This is a genomic window from Kribbella sp. NPDC051952 (genome assembly GCF_040680855.1).
Lineage (GTDB): Bacteria > Actinomycetota > Actinomycetes > Propionibacteriales > Kribbellaceae > Kribbella.
In genome coordinates this window covers 43,471-62,274 of record NZ_JBFAXQ010000037.1, presented here as the reverse complement: position 1 = coordinate 62,274, position 18,804 = coordinate 43,471, and the positions used below count along the sequence as shown (strand labels likewise).

Below are 18,804 nucleotides of genomic sequence, written 5' to 3'. Positions count from 1 at the left end.
AGGCGTGCTCCCACATGTCCAGCATCACGATCGGGATCTGCCCGGCCGGCAGGTTGCCCTGCTGGTCGTACAGCTGGTGCACCAGCAGGTTTTCCGGTCTTCACTAGCAGGTACAGGAAGTACGGTCCTCCGACGACCGCGGTCACGAGGCCGGCCGGGATCTCCAGTGGTGGGGCCAATCCACGGCCGAGCATGTCGGCGAAGAGCATCAGCAAGACCCCGAACAACGCCGCCGAGGGCAGCGAGGAGAGATGCCGACCGCCGAACACCCGGCGGGCCATGTGCGGTGCGATCAGGCCGACAAACCCGATCGTCCCGGACACGGCCACTGCGGCCGACGCGAGTGCGACCGCGAACAGCAACAGCGTCCGCCGCGTCTTCTCGACCGGCTCACCAAGCCCAGCCGCGAGATCGTCACCCAATCCGAGTACGTCGAGCTTGCGAGCCCACACCAAAGTCAGTGGCACGAGCACCAGCACCCACGGCAGGATCTCGAACACCGATGACATCGACCGGCCGAACAGACTTCCGGTCAGCCAGATCAGCGCCGCACTCACGTCCAGCGGATTGCGGACCAACAGGAATCGAATGCCAGCCTCGAAGGCTGCACTGACCGCAATACCGACCAGCGCGATCCGCACCGGCGTAGACCCCCGGCGATAGGCGAGCAGGTAAACCAGCGCCGCCGCCGCGAGACCGCCGAGGAACGCCGCCGGGACCACCGCGATCACCGGTACGCCGGGAATCGCCAGCAACAGCAGCATTCCCGCGAACCCGGCCCCCTTGGTCACGCCGACCACATCGGGCGCCGCCAACGGGTTCCGGATCACGCCTTGCATCACGCCACCGGAGATGGCCAGCGCGATACCAACCAGCCAGGCCAGAATGACTCGTGGCAACTGGAAGTCGATCACGATCTGGGCCGCCTGATCAGCGGTGTTGCCGATCAACGCGTTGAAGACGTCGCCCATCGAAACCTCGGTCGCGCCGACGCTGAGACTGTAGAAGCTCAGTACGACGGCCAGGACGCCGAGCGACCCCATCAGGACCGCGGGGTGCCGCTGGGCCAGCGACGTACGCCGGACGTGCTGCGCAACGATCGTCGTACTCGTCATGAGGTCACCTTCTGCCGACGTGCGAGGTAGACGAAGATCGGTGCGCCGATGAGGGCGGTCACGACGCCGGCCGGAACTTCGAAGGGCGGTTTGACGTAGCGGGACACGATGTCGGCGTACAGGACGAGTACGCCGCCACCCACCGCGCACAGCGGCAGCAGCACCGAATAGCTGGAACCGACCAACCGGCGCAGGATGTGCGGGACGATCAGCCCGATGAAGGCGACCGGCCCGGCCACCGACACCGACGCGCCGCAGAGCACGATGACGAGGATCGAACCGAACAGCCGCGTCCGCTCCACGTTCTGACCCAACCCGCGGGCCATGTCGTCGCCGAGGGCAAGCAAGTTGAGTGGCCGAGCCATCGCGAACGCGCCGATCAGACCGGCGACAAGCCACGGCAGCAGGTTGCGGATGTCGTGCCAGCCGGCGAAGTTGACTCCGCCGACCAGCCAGAACAGCACGCTGTCCGCAGAGTTCTCGTCGAAGATGATCAGCACCTGGGTCAGCGAGACCAGCAGGCTGCTGGCCGTCACGCCGGCCAGCGCGAGCCGGACCGGACTGGTCCGTCCGCGGCCCGACCCGGCCAGCAGCATCACCGACACACCGGCCGCGGCCGCACCGCCGAACGCCAGCAGGATGGTCGGTGCCCCGGACAACGACGGTACGACGGTGACCGCGAGCACGACGACGAAGACAGCACCGGCGTTGACGCCCATGATCTCCGGCGCCGCGAGCGGGTTGGCGGCGACGGCCTGCATGAGTGCACCGGCCACCGCCAACCCGGCGCCGACGCAGAGCGCCAGCACCACTCTGGGCAACCGGATGACCTGGAGGATCAGTTCGTCCGGGGTGTCGGCCTTGAAGATCGCTCCCGGCAGCCGTGAGAGCGAGATGTGCTGGCTACCCATGGACAGGCTCCAGACGACGCCGACCACCAGCACGGCCAGCAGCGCCAGCGTCACCCACGTGACGCGCTGCTTGTTGGTGACGATCCTCGGACGCTTGTGGGCGGCATCCTCGGTAGGTTTGGGCAGAGTGCCCGCGGACAAGGACATGTCACTTCCCGTAGAGGTCTTTGACTGCTTCGGCGGCGACGAGTTCGGAGGCCAGCAGGCCGCGTGACCTGGACCAGATGTTCTGGTCGACCTTGTACGTCGTGTTGTTCTTGACCGCCGGGATCGTCTTCCAGAGCGGGCTCTTCTCCCAGGTGTCGGCCAGGGTGTCGCCGGTCTGGCCGGCGATGAACATCACGTCGGGCTTGGTCGAGACCACGGTTTCCAGCGTGAGCGAGACCGTCGCGTCACCGCTGTCGTCGGCCAGCGGCGAGTGGATCCCCAGCAGCGCCAGTACGCCGGGCGTGTAGGACTTCGGCGGGAATGCGGTGAACTCCTTGTCCGACGAGACCGCGAACAGCGCCTTGCGGCTCTCACCGGAGTCGGCCTTGGCCTTGAGGTCGCTGAGCACCTTCTCGTGCTCGGCCAGCCGGGTCTTCATCTGGTCGCACTTGTTCAGCACGATCGCGGTGGACATCTCGCTGTCCAGGACCTGCTGGTAGTTGCCGTTCAGACTCGCGTACGCCACGGTCGGCGCGATCTTCGACAGCTGCGCGTAGATGGCCTTGTGCCGGCCGCTGTCGGCCAGGATCAGGTCCGGCTTGAGTGCCGTGATCACCTGGATGTTCGGCGTCGCCCGCAGGCCGACGGACTTGTAGTTGCCGACCTTGGTGCGCAGACCTTCGATGATGCGCTCGGGCTTGTCGTCGTCGGCGACACCGACCGGCGACATCCCGACCGAGACGAGCGCGTCGACGAACGAGAACTCCAGCGCCACCACCCGCTTCGGCTCGCCGGTGATCGTCGTCGTACCGAGGTCGTGCTTGATCGTCCGCGTCGGCTTACCGCACTGCTCGAGGTTGACGTCCGAGCTGACGCCCTGGGCCGCGGCCGCGCGGTTGGCGTTCGGTGCCGCACCGGTCGACGTCGAGGTGGACGAGGCACCGCAGCTGGACAGACCGGCTGTCGCGACGATCAGGGCGAGTACGGCGGCGAACTGCCGCCGCGCCCTCGTAGGGATCTGGAACATGGTGCTCTCCTGGTGTGAAGGACGCTGCTAGGGGATGGGATTGGCCGTACTGGACGATCGGTCCGCCGACGGCTGCAGCCTGGACTGCAGCAGTTCGGCGAAGAACTCGCGGACTGCGGGAAGGACGAGGGAGCCGCGGTGGGCCACCCCGGGGACCAGCTCGAACCGTACGTCGATGCCCTGGGCAACGAAGTCCCGTTCGAGCGTCCGCAGCCGCTCGATCCGGGTCCGGCCGGTCTTCTCCGCCCCGTCCATCCAGTTGGACTCACCGGGGTTGTCGATCTCCCAGGTGTCGACGTCGTTGCCGCCGACCACCATCAGGACCGGGACCCGGCGCAGGGCGTCGAGGTCGATGGCCCGGCCGAAGCGCCGCTCGAAGTCGGCCGTACCGAGCCACCACGGCAGCCGGTCGTCGAGCTGGGTGATCCGGCCGGGTGCACCGATCGAGATACCGGCGAGCCGCTCGGGGTGGAGGTAGAGGAACCGGTGCGCGAACTGGGCGCCGCCGGAGAACCCGTGCAGGTAGAACCGCTCCGGGTCGATCGGATACCGCCGGCTGACCTCGTCGACGATCGCCAGCAGCGCGTCGTCGTACCGGATGCCGCGGTACTCGATGAACTTGAAGTTGTGCAGGTCCTCGGGATCGATGATCCCGGCCGGGAACAGCGGCGCCAGGACGACGACCTTGTGCTCGTCGGCGAAGGCGACCATGTGGTCGCGGTACAGCGAGGCGTTCCGCTCGGTGCCGTGCTGCATGACGAGCAGGGGAGCGCGGTCGTCGAGACCGTCCGGGACGTAGAGGCAGTAGCCGAGCCGCTGGTCGTACTGCGACGCGAAGATCGGCGTCTTGCCCCGGGTGTAATGGGCCCACATCGGCCGGTCGGTCATGGGCGGTCCCCGTCTTGGTAGAGGTTGAACGGCATGAGTTCGTACGGGTTCTCGCAGGGCGGACCGCCCGCCACGTAGTACTCGCCGGTGGTCAGATCGACGCAGGTGGAGAGCGTGGTCGACCATTGCTCGACCTCGGGCGCCCGCTCGTCGGGGTGTGTGCACAGGGAATCCGGGTGCCCGAGATGGTCGGACATCGCGCTGTGGATCGCGGTCCGCACATCGTCGGGCTTCTCGGCGTACGCCGCCTGGATCAGCCCGCGACGGGCCCGTGGCGTGCGGACCAGGGAGTCCGGTGACATCAACCGCGCCCCCGTGGAGACGGGAGTGAAGGCCTGGTAGTGGTTGCCGTGGACAAGCAATCCGTCCTGGCCGTACTCCCAGCCGTGTCCGGCCGGCGTCGTCTCGATGTCGATCGAGAACCCGTCCCGGTGGGTGATCAGCGCGTTGCTGGGGATGTGGCCCTTGGTCCAGGTCAGGATCTTCAGCGCGTCCGTGACGTTGGGGGCGTCGAGGACGGCTCGCCGGATGACGGTCTGCGGCATGCCGACCGAGTCGTCGAAGCGTCCGCCCAGGCCGTTGGCGTTGAGCGCCATCCCGGCGGAGTTCGCGCCGTGGCGGCCGATCTGGCCGGCCTCCACCTGCATGATCAGGGTCGGCTTCGGCGGCTGGACGACCCGCAGGATGACGACGGTGTCGCGGATCGCGTGCCGCCAGTCCCAGTTCTGCCCGGCGTACACGTGCCCGTCGCCGGCGGCCTCGTCGATCAGGGAGAACGACGTACAGCCGTCGGCCTGCGCCGGGAACCAGTTGTCGTAGATGATCTCGCCGCGGCAGTTCAGCGCGACGATCTCCGGCAGCGAGGCGCCCGCGCCCTCGGCGATGCCTCGCATCTCTTCCAGCAGTTCGGGGAAGTCCCGCTCGACGAGTCCCTGCCACGGCCGGGTCAGCTCGAGCACCTGATCCCAGGTCAGCCCGGTCTGATGGGCGAACCCGTCTCGGTAGTACTCGATCGCCTGGGCGACCAGATCGGCGGCCGCATGCCCGTACTGCCGGCCGCGCTCGGCGGCTGACGGACTCACGATCTCGATGACGCGGGGACTCGGCACAAGGCCTCCTCGGTATCGCTCGTTGATCAATGGAGGAACATTGACGCAATACTGTAACGGCGATTACGGTCCTGTCCAGCCCTTACGGCAGATGGCCTGAACATCCAGCGAGGAGAACCCCAGGATGAGCACCCCGCCCACCGCCCCACCCCCGACCCGATCGGTCGACCTGATCTTGTACGGCGGGACCGTCTGGACCGCCGACCCACAGCAACCCGTGGCCGCGGCCGTCGCCATCGCGGGCGATCGGATCGTGAAAGTCGGCAGCAACGCCGAAGTTCTCGCCCTGATCACCCGTTCCGTCCAGCTCGTCGACCTCGACGGAAGGATGGTGTGCCCAGGCTTCAACGACGCCCACACGCACTTCGAGAACGCGGTCGACTGGTACTTCCAGGTCGCGCTCACCGACGTGAACGACCAGGAGACCCTCGAGGAGCGGGTCGCGGCCACGGCCGCGCGGCTGGCTCCCGGGGTCTGGATCACCGGGGGAGATCTCGGTGACTTCGCGTCCACTCGCGAAGAATCGCCCGTACTGCTCGAACCCGACCTGGCCCGGATCGACGCGCTGACTCCGCACAACCCGCTGCTGATCCGTCGGGCCGATCACCAGTTCTTCACCAACAGCCGGGCGCTCGAGGTGGCCAAGATCGACGGCGATACGCCGGACCTTCGCGGCGGACGCTTCGGCCGGAACGCCGACGGGACGCTCTCCGGCATGCTCTACGGGCAGGCCGGCGAGTTCATGCAGCGGTTGGTCAGCCCGATCTCACTGGAGCAGAAGCTGCTCGGCGCCCGCGGTGTCATGTCCCAGCTGAACGCGGTCGGGATCACCTCGATCCAGGACATCGCCCGCCTGCCCGCGGTGACCGAGGAGGTGATCCCACCGGTCTTTCTCGAGCGCAGCTTCTCCAACGCGGAGATCTTCCAGCGCCTCTCGGAGCGCAGCGAATTGTCCGTCCGGGTGTACGCGTTTCTCCCGCTCGACACCTTCGATCGCCTTGCCGGGCACGGTATTTCGCCGAAGTCCGGTGACGACTGGCTGCGGTACGGCGCGCTGAAGATCTTCATCGACAGTGGGGCGATGCTCCCGCCGTTCGACCCCGCGGACGCACCGGGGACCGGGCTGTCCGACGGCTGGTCGTACCGCTTCGTGGGGGAGCAGCGGCTGTCCGAACTCGTACAGGCCGGAGACGCGGCCGGCTTCGACATCGGGGTGCACGTCACCGGGGACCGTGGGGCCAGGATCGCGATCGAGGCGTTCGAGAACGCCGCAGAACTGAACGGTCCGCGGGATCGGCGGCACCGGCTGATCCACGCCTGGCACCTGGCCGAGGAGGACTTCGCGCGGGCCGGGAAGCTCGGGCTGGTCGCGGACGTGACGTCCGATCAGCTCGTCCTGTACTCGAACGGTCTCGACAAGGCGCTCGGAGTGGCCCGCGCGTCGAACGCGTTCGCCTGGCGCCGGCTGATCGACACCGACGTCACGGTCAACCTGGTCTCGGACTTCCCCGGTGCCTTCAACAAGTCGCACGTGGCCGAAATCGATCCGCTCCGCAACATGTACGCCGCGGTGACCCGCAAGGCCCGTGCGGACGGCGAGCCGTTCCATCCCGAGCAGGCGATCACGGTCGACGAGGCGCTGCTGGCCTACACCGCAAACCCGGCGTACTCCTCCCACGAGGAGGACGTGAAGGGGACCATCACGCCGGGCAAGCTGGCGGATCTCGTCGTACTGAGCGAGGACGTTCGTACCGGTGCGCCTGAGGTGCTGCTGCGAGCGCGGGTCGAGCAGACCTACCTGGGCGGACGGCTGGTGTACGACGTCACGGAATGAGGTCCGTGATCGCGGTCGAGGCGACGACGTCGACGAGCAGCCGCTCGTTGGCGTCGGCGTGTTCCTGGACCAGGCGGCTCGCGGTCGCGACGTCGCGGTCCAGGAACGCGGCCCAGATGGCCCGGTGCTCGGCCAGCGCCTCGGCGGGGCGGTGTGAGGACTCGTGGTACGTCGACTCGAGGATCGAGAGGGCGAACCGCATCTCGACCGCGATGTCGGCGAAGAAGTCGTTGACGCGGGTGCTCCCGATCAGCCCGACCACGGCCTGGTGGAAGGCGAGATCCGCGCTGACGATCGCCTCGGCCTGACCGTCGTTCGTCGCGGACTCGAGGTCCTCGAACGCCTCGGTCAGGCCCTTCAACTGGGCGTCGGACAACTCGCCCGCCCGGGCCGCCGCGCTGCCTTCCAGCGTGGTGCGGACCCGGTAGAGGTCGTGGATGTCGTTCTCGGTGAAGAGCACGACGCGCGAGCCCTTGTGCCGGTAGTGCCGGACGATCCGCTCACGCGCGAGCAGGCCGAGCGCGTCGCGGACAGTACGCCGGGAGACGTCGAACTGGGCCGACAAGCCTTCCTCCCGCAGCTGCTCGCCGGGCTTGAGCGAGCCGCTCATGATCAGGTCGCGCAGCAGTGCCGCGACTTCCTCGGCCGTCGTGCCGCGACTCAACGTCGGGATTCTTCCGTCGACCGGCATGGGCGGTCCCCTCCTCGCCTGAACAAACTCTGCGCAACTGTAGTCGCGTTCTGTCGCCATGGTAGCATTGCTACATTGGTGACCAATTATGGTCAACCATCAGGTGGGAATGGCAGAGTAGGACCGGCGGAGTGGGGATGGCGAATGCTGGGTGTTGAGGTCCTCGAGGAAACCTTCGGTCTTCGTCCGGTGGCGGCATCGCCGCTGGGTGGGGAGGTCGATCAGAACCTGGCTGTTGATCTCGACAACGGTTCGCGGGTGGTCGTGAAGATCTCGCCCCCGGGTGCCGATGCCACGGAGCTGCGCTGGCGACACGGCCTGATGGAGCTGGCCGGCCAGGCGGGTGCGTTGGATCCGGTCAGCGTCCCGAAGCTCTTCGCCGCGCGCACCGGCGAGACACTGCTCGAGGTCGGTCAAGGCCGGCTGATGACCGTGCAGTCGTGGCTGCCGGGCCGGACATTGTCCGAGCTGAGCCATCACTCTCCGCAGCTCCTCGGTGAGCTCGGCCGGACTGCCGCGCGGATGGTCCGCGCGCTGGCGCCGGCTCCCGTGGCAGCGACCACGCATCACTGGGATCTCCTGCGCGCACCGGAATCCATTGCCGCCGGCATCGATGCGGTCGACGATCGGGATCAGCACGAGCAGGTGCGGCGGATCCTCGCCTGGTACGCCGAGGCACTCGGACTGCATCTCGGGAGCCTGCCGATGGCGGTCGTGCACCATGATCTGAACGACTTCAACGTGCTTGCACGCCGCGCGCCGGACGGTCGCCACCACGTGCACGCCGTACTCGATTTTGCCGATGCTTTGCACAGCACGCGGGTCAGTGAGCTGGCGGTCGCGGTGGCGTACGCCATGCTGCGCAAGAAGAATCCGTTGACGGCGGCAACTGCCGTGGTTCGCGGGTATGCGGAGGAATTGGAGCTGACCGACGCGGAGCTCGCGGTCCTCTACCCGCTCGCGGCGGCCCGGTTGTGCGTCAATGCCGTGACGTGGACGACGCGCGGCGGCACGTACGGGCACGACCGGATGGAACACACCTGGCCGACGATCGCCCGCCTCGCCAAGACTCCACCGCAACTCGCCGAGCTGTTGTTCCGCGAAGCGGCCGGCGCTTCGATCGCGCCGGCGCTGCCGGTGCTCGGGCTCGGTGCCCGGTCCACGGTCTCTGATGCTGAGGTAGGCGGCCACCTCGAGGTTGTCACCGGGAGCCGTCGATCGACTGTGTCGGGCGAGACGGCAACGCAGCGGCTCGGCGTGGAAATCACGGCGGAGGAGTCGTTCAAGGTCGTCGCGCCGTACGCCGGTGTGGTCGAAGAGAACGCTGGGTTCCTGGTCCTGCGCCATGAGGGATCCCTGTGGTCTCGCTGGACCGGGCTGACCTCGTCGCTGGCGGCGGGTTCTTACGTCGCCGCCGGTGAGGTCCTGGGTGAGGCCGCGGCGGTTCGAGTGGCGATCTTCCGGTCGCTGGATGCGGCGCTGGTGGTCGACCAGGCCTCGGTGCCGCCGTCGGAAGCGGCCGCCTGGGCGATCGTGTCACCGGATCCACAGGAGTTCCTCGGTCTCGGCGTACGACGCGTGGAGGGTGAGTGGTCCGCCGAGCAGGTGCTCGCGACCAGGAGCCGGCGGTTCGCCCGATCGCAACGCTCGTACTACGACCAGCCGATGAATCTCGTCAGCGGTCGCGGCTCCTGGTTGTTCGACGAGTTCGGCCGCGGGTACCTCGACGCCATCAACAACGTCAGTCACGTCGGCCACGCCAACCCTCGCGTCGTCGCGGCGGCCACTGCGCAGCTGCAGCGGCTCAACACGAACAGCAGATTCCTCTATCCCGGTATCGCCCAGTACGCCGAACGGCTGACCTCGTTGCTGCCCGACCCGCTCGAGGTCGTGTTCCTGGTCTGCAGCGGGAGCGAGGCCAACGACCTGGCGATCCGGATCGCGCGTCAGGTGACGGGACGCTCGGACGTTCTCGTGATCGACGGCGCCTACCACGGCAACACGTCGGTGATCACCGGCCTGAGTCCCAACCGCTACAAAGGTCCCGGCGGCACCGGTCCCGATCCGACGACGCACGAGGTCGAGCAGCCCGATCAGTACCGCGGCCGCTACGGGTACGACGACGTCGACGCGGGACCGAAGTACGCCGCCGATGTCCAACGCCAGATCGACCGGCTCAATGGACTCGGGCGGCCGCCGGCCGCGTTCATCGCGGAGTCGGCCCAGGGGACGGCCGGCAGCATCTTCTATCCCGATGGCTATCTCGAGAACGCCTTTGCGTCTGTCCGGGCCGCCGGTGGGCTGTGTATCTCGGACGAGGTGCAGGTCGGCTTCGGCCGGTTCGGTGATGTGTTCTGGGGCTTCCAGAGCCAAGGCGTCGTACCCGACATCGTGACGATGGGGAAGCCGATCGGCAACGGGCATCCGATGGCCGCGGTCGTGACGACCCGGGAGATCGCGGACGCGTTCGACACCGGGATGAAGTACTTCAACACGTTCGGCGGCAACCCGGTCTCGTGTGCGATCGGAACCGCCGTGCTCGATGAGATCGCCGCGGAGAATCTGCAGCAGCACGCGGAGACGACCGGGCGGGAGCTCAAGCGCAGGCTGGAAGAGCTGGCCGGTCGACATGAGCTGATCGGGGATGTCCGCGGGCACGGCATGTACCTCGGGCTCGAGCTGGTTCGCGATCGCGCGACCAAGGAGCCGGCGGTCCAGGAAGCCTTGCTGGTCAGCGAGCTGATGAAGGACGAGGGTGTGATCGTCTACCCGACCGGGGGCAACACCCTCAAGATCAAACCGCCGCTCACGTTCACGGCGGACGACGCCGAGCTGTTCACCTCGGTACTCGACGAGGTGCTGACCCGGGACTGGTGACTCACCAGCCTTCGGTCAGCACCCGATCGAGGGTGTCGGCGAAGAAGTCGGCATCCTCGATCCCGAGGCCCAGCGGCGGCTTGATCTTGAGCACGCAGAGCCGGTCGGAGGTCGGCTGCATGATCACGCCGAGCTCGCGCATCCGCTCGCAGATCGCGGCGGTCTCCTGCGGAGCCGGTTCCAGCGTGTCGCGATCGCGGACGAGCTCGACACCGACGTACAGACCCATCCCGTGGACCGCGCCGATGAGCGGGTGGCGCTCGGACAGCTCCAGCAGGCGCTCCCGGAGATGGTTGCCTACTACCCGCGCATTCTCCTGGAGCTTCTCGTCCCGCAGTACGTCGAGAACCGTCAGGCCGGCGGCGCAGCTGACCGGGCTGCCGCCGGCCGACGAGAAGAAGTACCCCTGGGTGCGGTACGCCGCCGCGATCTCGGGGGTCGTGATGACCGCGCCGAGCGGGTGACCGTTGCCCATGGCCTTCGCCACCGTGACGATATCGGGTACGACGCCTTGTTGCTCGAAGCCCCAGAAGTGGTTGCCGAGGCGACCGTATCCGACCTGGACCTCGTCGGCGATGCAGAGGCCGCCTGCTCGCCGTACGGCGGCATAGATCTGCTGGAGGTAGCCGTTCGGCAGCGCCATCCCGCCGGCGTTGCCGTAGAACGGCTCGGCCAGGAAGGCGGCCGGGGGAGTGCCCTTCTCCACCAACTGGTTGAGGTAGGCAACGGCATCGTCGGCGTACCGGTAGGTCTCCTCACCTCGGTACTGACCGCGGTAGGTGTTCGGGGCCGCGACCGTGTGCACCCAGGGCGGCCGGGTGGTGAGCGCGTTGGGGTTGTCGGCAACCGAGGTGGAGATGGCGTCGGTGGCGTCCGACCACCCGTGATAGGCCTCGCGGACGGCGATGACGTCACGCCGGCCGGTGGCGGCCCAGGCGAGGCGGAGGGCCAGGTCGTCGGCCTCGGTTCCGCTGTTGACCAGGAAGACCGCGTTGAGCGGGACGGGCAGCAGCTCGGCGAGGCGCTCGGAGAACTCGACGACGGCCCGGTAATGGAAGCGGGAGTTCGTGTTGAGCAGGCGCCACTGGCGCTCGATCGCCTTGGCCAGCCGTGGGTGTCCGTGCCCGAGGATCGACACGTTGTTGACCATATCGAGGTACGCGCGTCCTTCGGTGTCGAACAGGTGGTGGCGCCAGCCGCGTTCGATCTGGGGAGGTTCGCGGAAGTAGTGCTCTTGCACGGTCGCGAACGATGCGTCGCGTCGGGCCAGCAAGGTGCCGTCGTTCAGGTCGGCCGTTGCGTCGGGGTCGAGCAGGCCGGTCGGGTCCGCGGAGGACTGCGCCCACGCCTCGGCGATGGAGGCTCGCGCGAAGAACGGCGGCTGTTGGTCGAGGCTGGTGACCTGCACGTGCAGTGTGCTGACTTCGCCGTGCAGCCGGAGTCGGCCGAGGATGTCGCCGGACTCGACGGGACCCTCGCTGGTGCTGTCGAGATCTGAGGTGGTCAGCCAGAGCGTCGTACCGTCCGGGCCTTTGAGAGTGAGCGAAGTGCCTTGCCTGCTGAGGGTTCCGGGCCACGGGGCTCGGAGCTCCAGGTCGCGGACTGTGAACAGCTCGACGCCGACGCCGACGGATGCTGGGGGATCGAACGAATTCAGCTGCGTCCGCGTCAGCCGTGGTTGGAGGAACGGGACATAGACCGCGCCCGACGCCACTTTGCTGATCGCGTGGACGGCTGCGCCCGACTCCGTGCTGGCCGGGTCCAGGTCGGGGTTCAGCACCGACAGGTCCAGTTGGCCTGGCACGATTGCTCGACCGTCGGCCCAGAGCAGAGGCGATCCGGTGGCAGATCGGCGTTCTTCGGCCGGTCGCACGGCGGCGCGGATGAGCTCGGTGAGGACTTCGAGCGGGAGTGCGGTCGCGTGGTCGAAGATGCGCCACTCGCGAGCAAGGTTCTCGGCGGCGTACCGGTTGTCGCCGTCGACCTGGGTCTGCTGCTGTCCACTCACCATCAGCGCGGCCGCGCGCAGGACGATCAGCGGTGCCATCGCGGCGAGTTCGTCGTCGGAGATCGGCCTGATCCGGTCGAACGACTGGATCGCGGGCAGCATGATCGCCGGATCGGCCGAGTAGTGCAGGAGCGAGGCGCAGGTGACCGCGAGCTCGGCGATCGCCCAGGTCTCCATCAGGTCGCCGAAGTCGATCACGCCGACGGGTTGCGGCCGGCCGTCCGCGCCCGGGCGGGCGATCACGTTGTCGTCGGTGAGGTCGCCGTGGATGAGTTGCCGGGGAAGATTGTCGACGTACGGCGCGAGCGCGTCGGCAGCTGTGGTTGCGGCCGAACGGGCCGCGTCGGGGCCGCCCGGGACGGTGACATAGTCGGCCAGTCGGAAGACGACCTCCTCGGCGTGCCGGAGGTCCCATTGCAGGGCGCGAGCCGGGACCTCGCCGTCGAAGTCGGCCAGGGCTCGGCAGGTGCGGCCGGCGAGCTCGCCGAGTGCGGCGATCACCTCTGGAGCGAGGTAGCTGGAGTCGCTGAGGACGGCGCCGGCGACGTACGTCACGAGCCGCGCATGGGTCGGTTGGCCCGCGAGTACGACGGGTTGCACGGTCTCGCCGTTGAGTCCCGGGACCGCGGCAGGCAGGTCGAGGTCGGGCTCGTGCCGGCCGACGTGAGCGGCAGCCTGATCCTGGGCCAGGAGGTCCGTGGGGGAGAAGGCTGCGTTGGAGACCTTCAGGACATAGGTGTTCGGGTCGGCCTCGATCAGGAAGTTGGCGTCCTGCTGGCTGCCCAACTCGGTCACGGTGCCTTCGATGCCGTACGTCGTACGCACGAACTCTGCCGCCTGGTCCGCGGAGATGTCCGGTACCGGGAGGGACGGCTGGGTGAAGAAGTCGAACGTCTGGGTCATGCGCGTTCCTCCGCGATCGAGTTGCCGCCGTCGACGATGAGGCATTGGCCGGTCAGGTAGGACGAGGACGGGGTGCAGAGGTAGGCGATCAGGCTCGCGACCTCGTCCGCCGTACCGCTGCGGCCGATGGGTGTTCGCAAGCCTTGCTCGCGTTCTGCCGGGGTCTGTGAGTCGGTGTCGATCCAGCCGGGGGCGACGGCGTTGACGGTGACGCCGGCCGCGGCCGAGTCGAGCGCGAGGCCGCGGACGAGTCCGACCACGCCGGCCTTCGCGGCCCCGTACGCGATCTCGCCGCGCATCGCCATCGAGGGCCCGGTCAGACTGGACACCATCACCAGGCGGCCGGCATCAGACTCCTCCAAGGCCGGTACGACGGCCTGCGCGAACAGGAACGCCGCATCCAGATTGCGGGCCAGGCTGGCGCGCCAGGTCTCGAACGAGAGTTCGGTGACAGGTCCGGCCTCCGGGTCGGGGTGCGTCGTGGACGTCATCCCGGCGCAGTTGACGGCAATGTCGAGCCGCCCGAACCGGGAGACTGCCTCGTCGACGAGCCACTGCGCGGTTCCGTCCTGCGTCAGGTCTCCGACCACGCCGACGGTCCCGTCCGGCAGCTCATGCGCGCGCTGATGGACCCGATCCCCAGCCGCCGAGACCACCAGAGCCACCCCACGAGCAGCGAGCGCTCGAGCCACGGCGTACCCAATCCCACGGGCCCCACCAACCCCGGTAACCACCGCAACCCGGCCCAACAAGTCGCCCATCCCGGTGACGGGCGCAGCCCAGTCCACCAACTCGCCCACCCACGCCACCTTCCTCGTGATTGGTGAGCAATTTAGCAGAATCGGAATTGGTGATCAATCCTGAATCTCGCGATACGCGAGCCGGTGTGGAGCTAGAAGCCGAGGCGTTTGCGGAGTTGGGTCAGGTGCTCTGAGGCTTCGACCGACTGTTCCACGTTGGCGGCGGCGATGCCTTGGGAGAGGACGTCCGCGACGATGATCGAGGTGAGGGGCTCGCCGGTCAGGCCGGTGGGGGTGGTGGGGGAGTGCAGGGTGACGGTGACCTGTTCGGTGACCTTGCTGGTCGGGTCCTCGGTGATGAGGATGGTGGAGGCGCCGACCGTACGGGCGTGTTCGAGCAGGGTCTCGACCTCGATCACCGAGCGGCCCGGGGCGAAGAGGACGACCACGTCGCCGGACCCGATGCTGAGCAGATCGTCGGCGAGACGGAACCCGCCGGCCTGGAGGCTGGTCGAGCGGAGACCGACGCGGCGCAGGACCAGAGTCAGGTGATCGGCCGCCACGAACGAGGCGCCGAAGCCGTAGGTCAGCGTGTTCTTCGCGTCGAGCAGCAACTGGATCGCGTGCTGGTACTTCTCCAGTGAGAACGTCGGCTGCAGGAGTTCGATCCGGTCCAACGACTCCGTGAGTACTCGCTGCCAGACGTTCTCGAGGTCACCACCAGATGACTCGACCCGGCGCCGGGTCCGCAGTTCGGGCCGCGCGGCGCGGGCAAAGGGTGCCGCGATCCGGGCCTTCAGCTCCGCGAGCCCGGAGTAGCCGAGCGCTTGGACCGTACGGACGACGGTCGCGTTGCTCGTCTTCGCCTCGGCGCCGAGTTCGACGGCGGACAGGAAGAGGAGCTCCTCGGCCGAGCGCTCGGCCAGCGACTTGCAGACCGCGCGCGCGGCTGGCGAGAAGCCCTCCCACCGTTCCCGAATCCGTGACCGCAGGTCGGCAATGACCTCGGTCTGCGTCTCCTCGGTGGCCTCGTGAGCTTCATCCATGCCATGGATAGTACGAGCCGCCGAGGAGACGCACGCGCCAAGATGCCTGTTGCGGCTAGGTGTCGAGCGCCAGCGGCTTCACTTCTTTGCCGAGGAAAGTGATGAACGCCTCGAGGTCTGGTTCGTCCTGGCAGGGTTGGATCGAGATCGCGGTGACGCCGGCTGCGGCCAGCTCGCCGATCTGCTTGGCGACGCTGCTGGCGTCACCCGCCGCGCCACGTCCGGGCCCGCCGGGGATGCCGTAAGTGCCCAGCTCGGCGTCGACTCGCTCGCGAGCATCGGGGCCGGTGGCCACGATCATGCTGGCGATGACCTCGTGGCCGGGTGAAGCAGTGGACAGCGTGGTCGCGGTCGACTGCCTCGTATCGTCGACATCGAGTCCGAGCGCGAAGATCGTGCCGGTGCCGAGTTCGCCTGCCGCGGCGAGAGACTTAGGACCTGCCGCACCGATCAGCAGCGGCGCGGGCTCGAGCGGTGGATACTCCAGGGCGACGTCGTCGAGTTGTACGTAGCGCCCGGAAACGCTGACCCGCTCGCCGTCCAGCAATCGCCGAAGGGCCGCGGCGTACTCGCGCAGCAACGTGAGCGGTGCATCGGCCCGCACACCGACCTGCTCCATCCATGGTTGTACGCCGTGCCCGATGCCGGCGGCGAACCGTCCGGGGAACAGTCGATCGATGGTCGCGATCTCCATCGCGGCCTGCGCAACCGAACGCAGCGGCACCGGCAAGATGCCGATCCCGACCCGCATCCGCTCGGTCGCCGCAAGCACGGCCATGGCGCTGGCGACCGCACTCTCCTTGAAGCAGTCCTCGGACAGCCAGAAGTCGTCGAGTCCGGCAGCTTCCGCCGACCTGGCCAGTGGCCTGATCGACTCGGGTGGAAGTGCCGGGGGGAAAACCAGGCCCATTCTCAGTCGATTGGTCATGGCGGCCATGCTGGTACGGGCCACCGACAGTTTCACATATCCCCACGTCAGATGCCTGTAGTATATTACACACCACTGAATCGATGGAGGCTGACGTGCAGGTAGGGGTCGTGGATTACCACACCGGCGGCGAGCCGTTCCGGATCGTCGTCTCGGGTGGTCCGGAGATCGCCGGCGCGTCTGTCGCCGACCGGCGGGAGTATGCGCGGCACTCGGACGACGTCGACGTGTTCCGCAAGCTCCTGGTCAACGAGCCCCGCGGTCACGCCGACATGTACGGCGGATTCCTCGTTCCGCCCGACGACGAGGGCGCCGACCTCGGCGTGCTGTTCTGGCACAAGGACGGGTACTCCACCGCGTGCGGTCACGGCACCATCGCGCTCGGAGCCTGGGCGCTCGCGACCGGCCTCGTCACCGGCCCGGAAACCGGCGTGACTCCGGTCGTGATCGACGTACCGTCCGGCCGCGTCACCGCGCTCGTGCACCGGGTCGACGGTGCGATCCAGCAGATCGGGTTCCGCAACGTCCCGGCGTACGTCGTTGCCCGGGGCATCGAAGTCGAGACCGCCCGGGGAACGGTGTACGCCGACATCAGCTTCGGCGGCGCCTTCTACGCCTCGGTCCGGGCCGAGTCCGTCGGCCTGGCGGTGACTGCCGAGCACTACGGCGAACTGGTCGCGCTCGGCTGCGAGGTCAAATGGGCGCTGAACGAAACCGACTGGGTCCGCCACCCCACCGACAACCGGCTGGACGGCCTCTACGGCACGATCCTGTACGACGACCTCGGCCGGCATGACACCGGTCCGCACCAACGCAACCTGACCGTCTTCGCCGACGGTGAGGCTGACCGGTCACCCTGCGGCTCAGGCACTTCGGCCCGGCTGGCTCTTGTCGCCGACGAAGGGCTGATCGGTGCAGGGGAGATCCTCCGGCATGACTCGATCGTCGGCAGCACGTTCTGGGGCCGCATCGTCGAGAACGCGGCCGACGGGGTGATCACCGAGATCGAAGGCACGGCGTACGAGACCGGGCGGAGCACGTTCACGCTGGACCCGGCCGACGAACTCGGGACGGGATTCGTGCTGCGATGACCACCTTGGACGTGCCCAATCTCGGTGGCGGGCTGAATCTGCGGCAGCGGATCCGTGATGTCCTACGCGCGTCGATCATCTCCGGCGCGATGCATCCAGGGCCGGTGTACTCCGCGCCCACGCTGTCCCAGCAGTTCGGCGTCTCGTCGACGCCGGTGCGTGAGGCGCTGCTCGATCTGGTGGCCGAGGGGCTCGTAGAAGCCGTTCGTAACAAGGGGTTCCGGGTCACCCAGCCGTCGGACAAACAGCTCGACGACATCACCGCCGTACGACGGATGCTCGAAGTACCTGGGATGGCTCAGCTGGCCGGCTCGCTGACCGACGCACAGCGCGAAAAGGTGCAGTCGCTCTATCCGGCCGCGCATGATCTGGTCGAGCTTGCGGCGAGGCGAGAGCTGGTCGACTGGGTGCAGGCGGATCGGCGGTTCCATCTCGAGCTGCTCGGTCTGGTGGGCAACGCGGTGTTGCTGGAGCTGGTCGCGAACCTTCGCGCCCGCAGCCGGCTGACCGGCCTGGACTCCCTCGGCATCGATGCGCTCGTCGCCTCGTCCGAGGAGCACGTGACGATCCTCGACCTCCTGCTCGCCGGTGACGAGGCCGGGCTCATTGACGTGATGGGCAGGCATATCGACCACATCCGCGGCGCCTGGGCAGGCCGCCCCGAAGAGCAGGAGACGACATGACCTCGATTGACCTGGCGGTCGTGGGCGCGGGCAACATGGGCGGCGCAATCCTGGCCGGGCTCCGCAAAGGTGAGACCAGGCGTCTGGCGATCGTCGAGCCGAACGAGGCCCAGGCAGCGCGAGTCACCGAGGAGTACGGCGTACGCGCGGTCACGCTGACCGAGGCGGTCCGGGCTCGGGTGTTGGTGATCACCGTCAAGCCGCATCTGGTCCCGGGTTTGCTCGAGGACCTGGCTGCGACCGGGCGGACGCCGGAGCTCGTCATCACGGCGGCGGGAGGGGTCACCACCGAGCGGGTCGAGGCGGCGCTCGGCAGCGACGTCGCGGTCGTTCGCTGCATGCCGAACACCGCGGTCGCCATCGGGCAGGGCGTCATCGCGATCAGTCCTGGGCTCTCGGCGACGCCCAAGCACCTGGCCGAGGTGACGGAGCTGTTCGCGCCGTTGGGTCAGGTGATCGAACTGCCCGAGGCCCAGCTCGATGCCGTGACCGCACTCTCCGGCAGTGGGCCGGCGTACTTCTGTCTGCTGGCCGAGGCACTGATCGACGCCGCCGTACTGCTGGGGATCCCAAGGCCTGCGGCGGAGACGCTGGTGACTCAGACCGCGGCCGGCGCGGGGTTGATGCTGCGTGACCTCGGCAAGGACCCGGTCGCGTTGCGGGCGGCTGTGACGAGTCCGGGCGGGGTGACGATCGCCGCGATCCATGAGCTGGAGCGCAACGCCTTCCGTGGCGCGGTCATGTCCGCGGCCCTCGCCGGTCGCGATCGCTCGACCGAACTCGGCCAGCAAGCATCCACCTAGCGC

The 18,804-nt window shown here is 68.0% G+C and carries 14 protein-coding genes and 2 pseudogenes; 5 read left to right on the top strand and 11 right to left on the bottom strand.

The features are described 5' to 3' along the window. From AB0L70_RS38375 to AB0L70_RS38350, 6 genes and pseudogenes are all read right to left on the bottom strand, one after another. Positions 1-76: pseudogene (locus AB0L70_RS38375) on the bottom strand (superoxide dismutase); the annotation flags it as partial. Between the two features lie 82 nt (positions 77-158). Then, a pseudogene (locus AB0L70_RS38370) lies at positions 159-971 on the bottom strand (iron chelate uptake ABC transporter family permease subunit); the annotation flags it as partial. A 140-nt stretch (positions 972-1,111) separates the two neighbouring features. Continuing rightward, entirely contained in the window at positions 1,112-2,173 is a 1,062-nt protein-coding gene (locus tag AB0L70_RS38365) for an iron ABC transporter permease (RefSeq protein WP_363691799.1), read from the bottom strand. Between the two features lies 1 nt (position 2,174). Further along, a complete protein-coding gene (locus tag AB0L70_RS38360; RefSeq protein ID WP_363691798.1) occupies positions 2,175-3,200 on the bottom strand; it encodes a Fe(3+) dicitrate ABC transporter substrate-binding protein in 1,026 nt (341 codons plus the stop codon). A gap of 27 nt (positions 3,201-3,227) precedes the next feature. Then, positions 3,228-4,088, bottom strand: coding sequence for a PHB depolymerase family esterase (locus AB0L70_RS38355; protein ID WP_363691797.1), 861 nt, complete (start codon positions 4,086-4,088; stop codon positions 3,228-3,230). After that, a complete protein-coding gene (locus tag AB0L70_RS38350) occupies positions 4,085-5,197 on the bottom strand; it encodes a C45 family peptidase (protein ID WP_363691796.1) in 1,113 nt (370 codons plus the stop codon). Before AB0L70_RS38350 ends, AB0L70_RS38355 begins: the two co-directional genes overlap by 4 nt. 124 nt (positions 5,198-5,321) lie before the next feature. Here AB0L70_RS38350 and AB0L70_RS38345 point away from each other — a divergent pair, with 124 nt between their 5' ends. Then, positions 5,322-7,031, top strand: a complete 1,710-nt coding sequence (locus AB0L70_RS38345; RefSeq protein WP_363691795.1) for an amidohydrolase — start codon at positions 5,322-5,324, stop codon at positions 7,029-7,031. On the opposite strand, the gene AB0L70_RS38340 is transcribed toward AB0L70_RS38345, so the two are convergent. Continuing rightward, positions 7,021-7,722 (bottom strand): GntR family transcriptional regulator, encoded by a 702-nt coding sequence (locus AB0L70_RS38340; protein ID WP_363691794.1) that lies wholly within the window; start codon positions 7,720-7,722, stop codon positions 7,021-7,023. The two genes, AB0L70_RS38345 and AB0L70_RS38340, sit on opposite strands and share 11 nt — an antisense overlap. A 144-nt stretch (positions 7,723-7,866) precedes the next feature. Between AB0L70_RS38340 and AB0L70_RS38335 the strand changes: the two genes are divergently transcribed. Further along, positions 7,867-10,599: an aminotransferase class III-fold pyridoxal phosphate-dependent enzyme gene (locus AB0L70_RS38335; protein ID WP_363691793.1), complete on the top strand. Its 2,733-nt coding sequence runs from the start codon at positions 7,867-7,869 to the stop codon at positions 10,597-10,599. A 1-nt stretch (position 10,600) separates the two neighbouring features. Here AB0L70_RS38335 and AB0L70_RS38330 read toward each other — a convergent pair whose 3' ends face one another. From AB0L70_RS38330 to AB0L70_RS38315, 4 genes are all read right to left on the bottom strand, one after another. Continuing rightward, the gene (locus AB0L70_RS38330) at positions 10,601-13,510 is read right to left on the bottom strand and encodes an aminotransferase (RefSeq protein WP_363691792.1); all 2,910 of its coding nucleotides are present in this window, start codon (positions 13,508-13,510) and stop codon (positions 10,601-10,603) included. Beyond that, positions 13,507-14,310 carry an SDR family oxidoreductase gene (locus AB0L70_RS38325; protein WP_363691791.1) on the bottom strand — a complete coding sequence of 268 codons (804 nt, stop codon included), beginning with the start codon at positions 14,308-14,310 and terminating at the stop codon, positions 13,507-13,509. Before AB0L70_RS38325 ends, AB0L70_RS38330 begins: the two co-directional genes overlap by 4 nt. A 92-nt stretch (positions 14,311-14,402) precedes the next feature. Continuing rightward, a complete protein-coding gene (locus AB0L70_RS38320) occupies positions 14,403-15,296 on the bottom strand; it encodes a MurR/RpiR family transcriptional regulator (RefSeq protein WP_363691790.1) in 894 nt (297 codons plus the stop codon). Between the two features lie 55 nt (positions 15,297-15,351). After that, positions 15,352-16,224, bottom strand: coding sequence for an LLM class flavin-dependent oxidoreductase (locus tag AB0L70_RS38315; RefSeq protein WP_363691789.1), 873 nt, complete (start codon positions 16,222-16,224; stop codon positions 15,352-15,354). Positions 16,225-16,319: 95 nt separating this feature from the next. On the opposite strand from AB0L70_RS38315, the gene AB0L70_RS38310 reads away from it, so the two are divergent. From AB0L70_RS38310 to proC, 3 genes are read left to right on the top strand one after another with little or no spacing between them, the layout of a single operon-like run. Continuing rightward, entirely contained in the window at positions 16,320-17,315 is a 996-nt protein-coding gene (locus AB0L70_RS38310) for a proline racemase family protein (RefSeq protein ID WP_363691788.1), read from the top strand. Further along, positions 17,312-17,998, top strand: coding sequence for a GntR family transcriptional regulator (locus tag AB0L70_RS38305; RefSeq protein WP_363691787.1), 687 nt, complete (start codon positions 17,312-17,314; stop codon positions 17,996-17,998). The genes AB0L70_RS38310 and AB0L70_RS38305 overlap by 4 nt, the downstream gene beginning before the upstream one ends. Further along, the gene (gene proC, locus AB0L70_RS38300; protein ID WP_363691786.1) at positions 17,995-18,801 is read left to right on the top strand and encodes a pyrroline-5-carboxylate reductase; all 807 of its coding nucleotides are present in this window, start codon (positions 17,995-17,997) and stop codon (positions 18,799-18,801) included. Before AB0L70_RS38305 ends, proC begins: the two co-directional genes overlap by 4 nt. The last annotated feature ends 3 nt before the right edge of the window (positions 18,802-18,804 follow it).

Excerpts from the sequence above, each read along its gene's own strand:
- AB0L70_RS38345 (WP_363691795.1), top strand. The coding sequence starts at position 5,322 with ATGAGCACCCCGCCCACCGCCCCACCCCCGACCCGATCGGTCGACCTG.
- AB0L70_RS38330 (WP_363691792.1), bottom strand. The coding sequence starts at position 13,510 with ATGACCCAGACGTTCGACTTCTTCACCCAGCCGTCCCTCCCGGTACCG.
- AB0L70_RS38365 (WP_363691799.1), bottom strand. The coding sequence starts at position 2,173 with ATGTCCTTGTCCGCGGGCACTCTGCCCAAACCTACCGAGGATGCCGCC.
- AB0L70_RS38320 (WP_363691790.1), bottom strand. The coding sequence starts at position 15,296 with ATGGATGAAGCTCACGAGGCCACCGAGGAGACGCAGACCGAGGTCATT.
- AB0L70_RS38360 (WP_363691798.1), bottom strand. The coding sequence starts at position 3,200 with ATGTTCCAGATCCCTACGAGGGCGCGGCGGCAGTTCGCCGCCGTACTC.
- AB0L70_RS38340 (WP_363691794.1), bottom strand. The coding sequence starts at position 7,722 with ATGCCGGTCGACGGAAGAATCCCGACGTTGAGTCGCGGCACGACGGCC.
- AB0L70_RS38335 (WP_363691793.1), top strand. The coding sequence starts at position 7,867 with ATGCTGGGTGTTGAGGTCCTCGAGGAAACCTTCGGTCTTCGTCCGGTG.
- AB0L70_RS38355 (WP_363691797.1), bottom strand. The coding sequence starts at position 4,088 with ATGACCGACCGGCCGATGTGGGCCCATTACACCCGGGGCAAGACGCCG.
- AB0L70_RS38315 (WP_363691789.1), bottom strand. The coding sequence starts at position 16,224 with ATGACCAATCGACTGAGAATGGGCCTGGTTTTCCCCCCGGCACTTCCA.
- AB0L70_RS38305 (WP_363691787.1), top strand. The coding sequence starts at position 17,312 with ATGACCACCTTGGACGTGCCCAATCTCGGTGGCGGGCTGAATCTGCGG.
- proC (WP_363691786.1), top strand. The coding sequence starts at position 17,995 with ATGACCTCGATTGACCTGGCGGTCGTGGGCGCGGGCAACATGGGCGGC.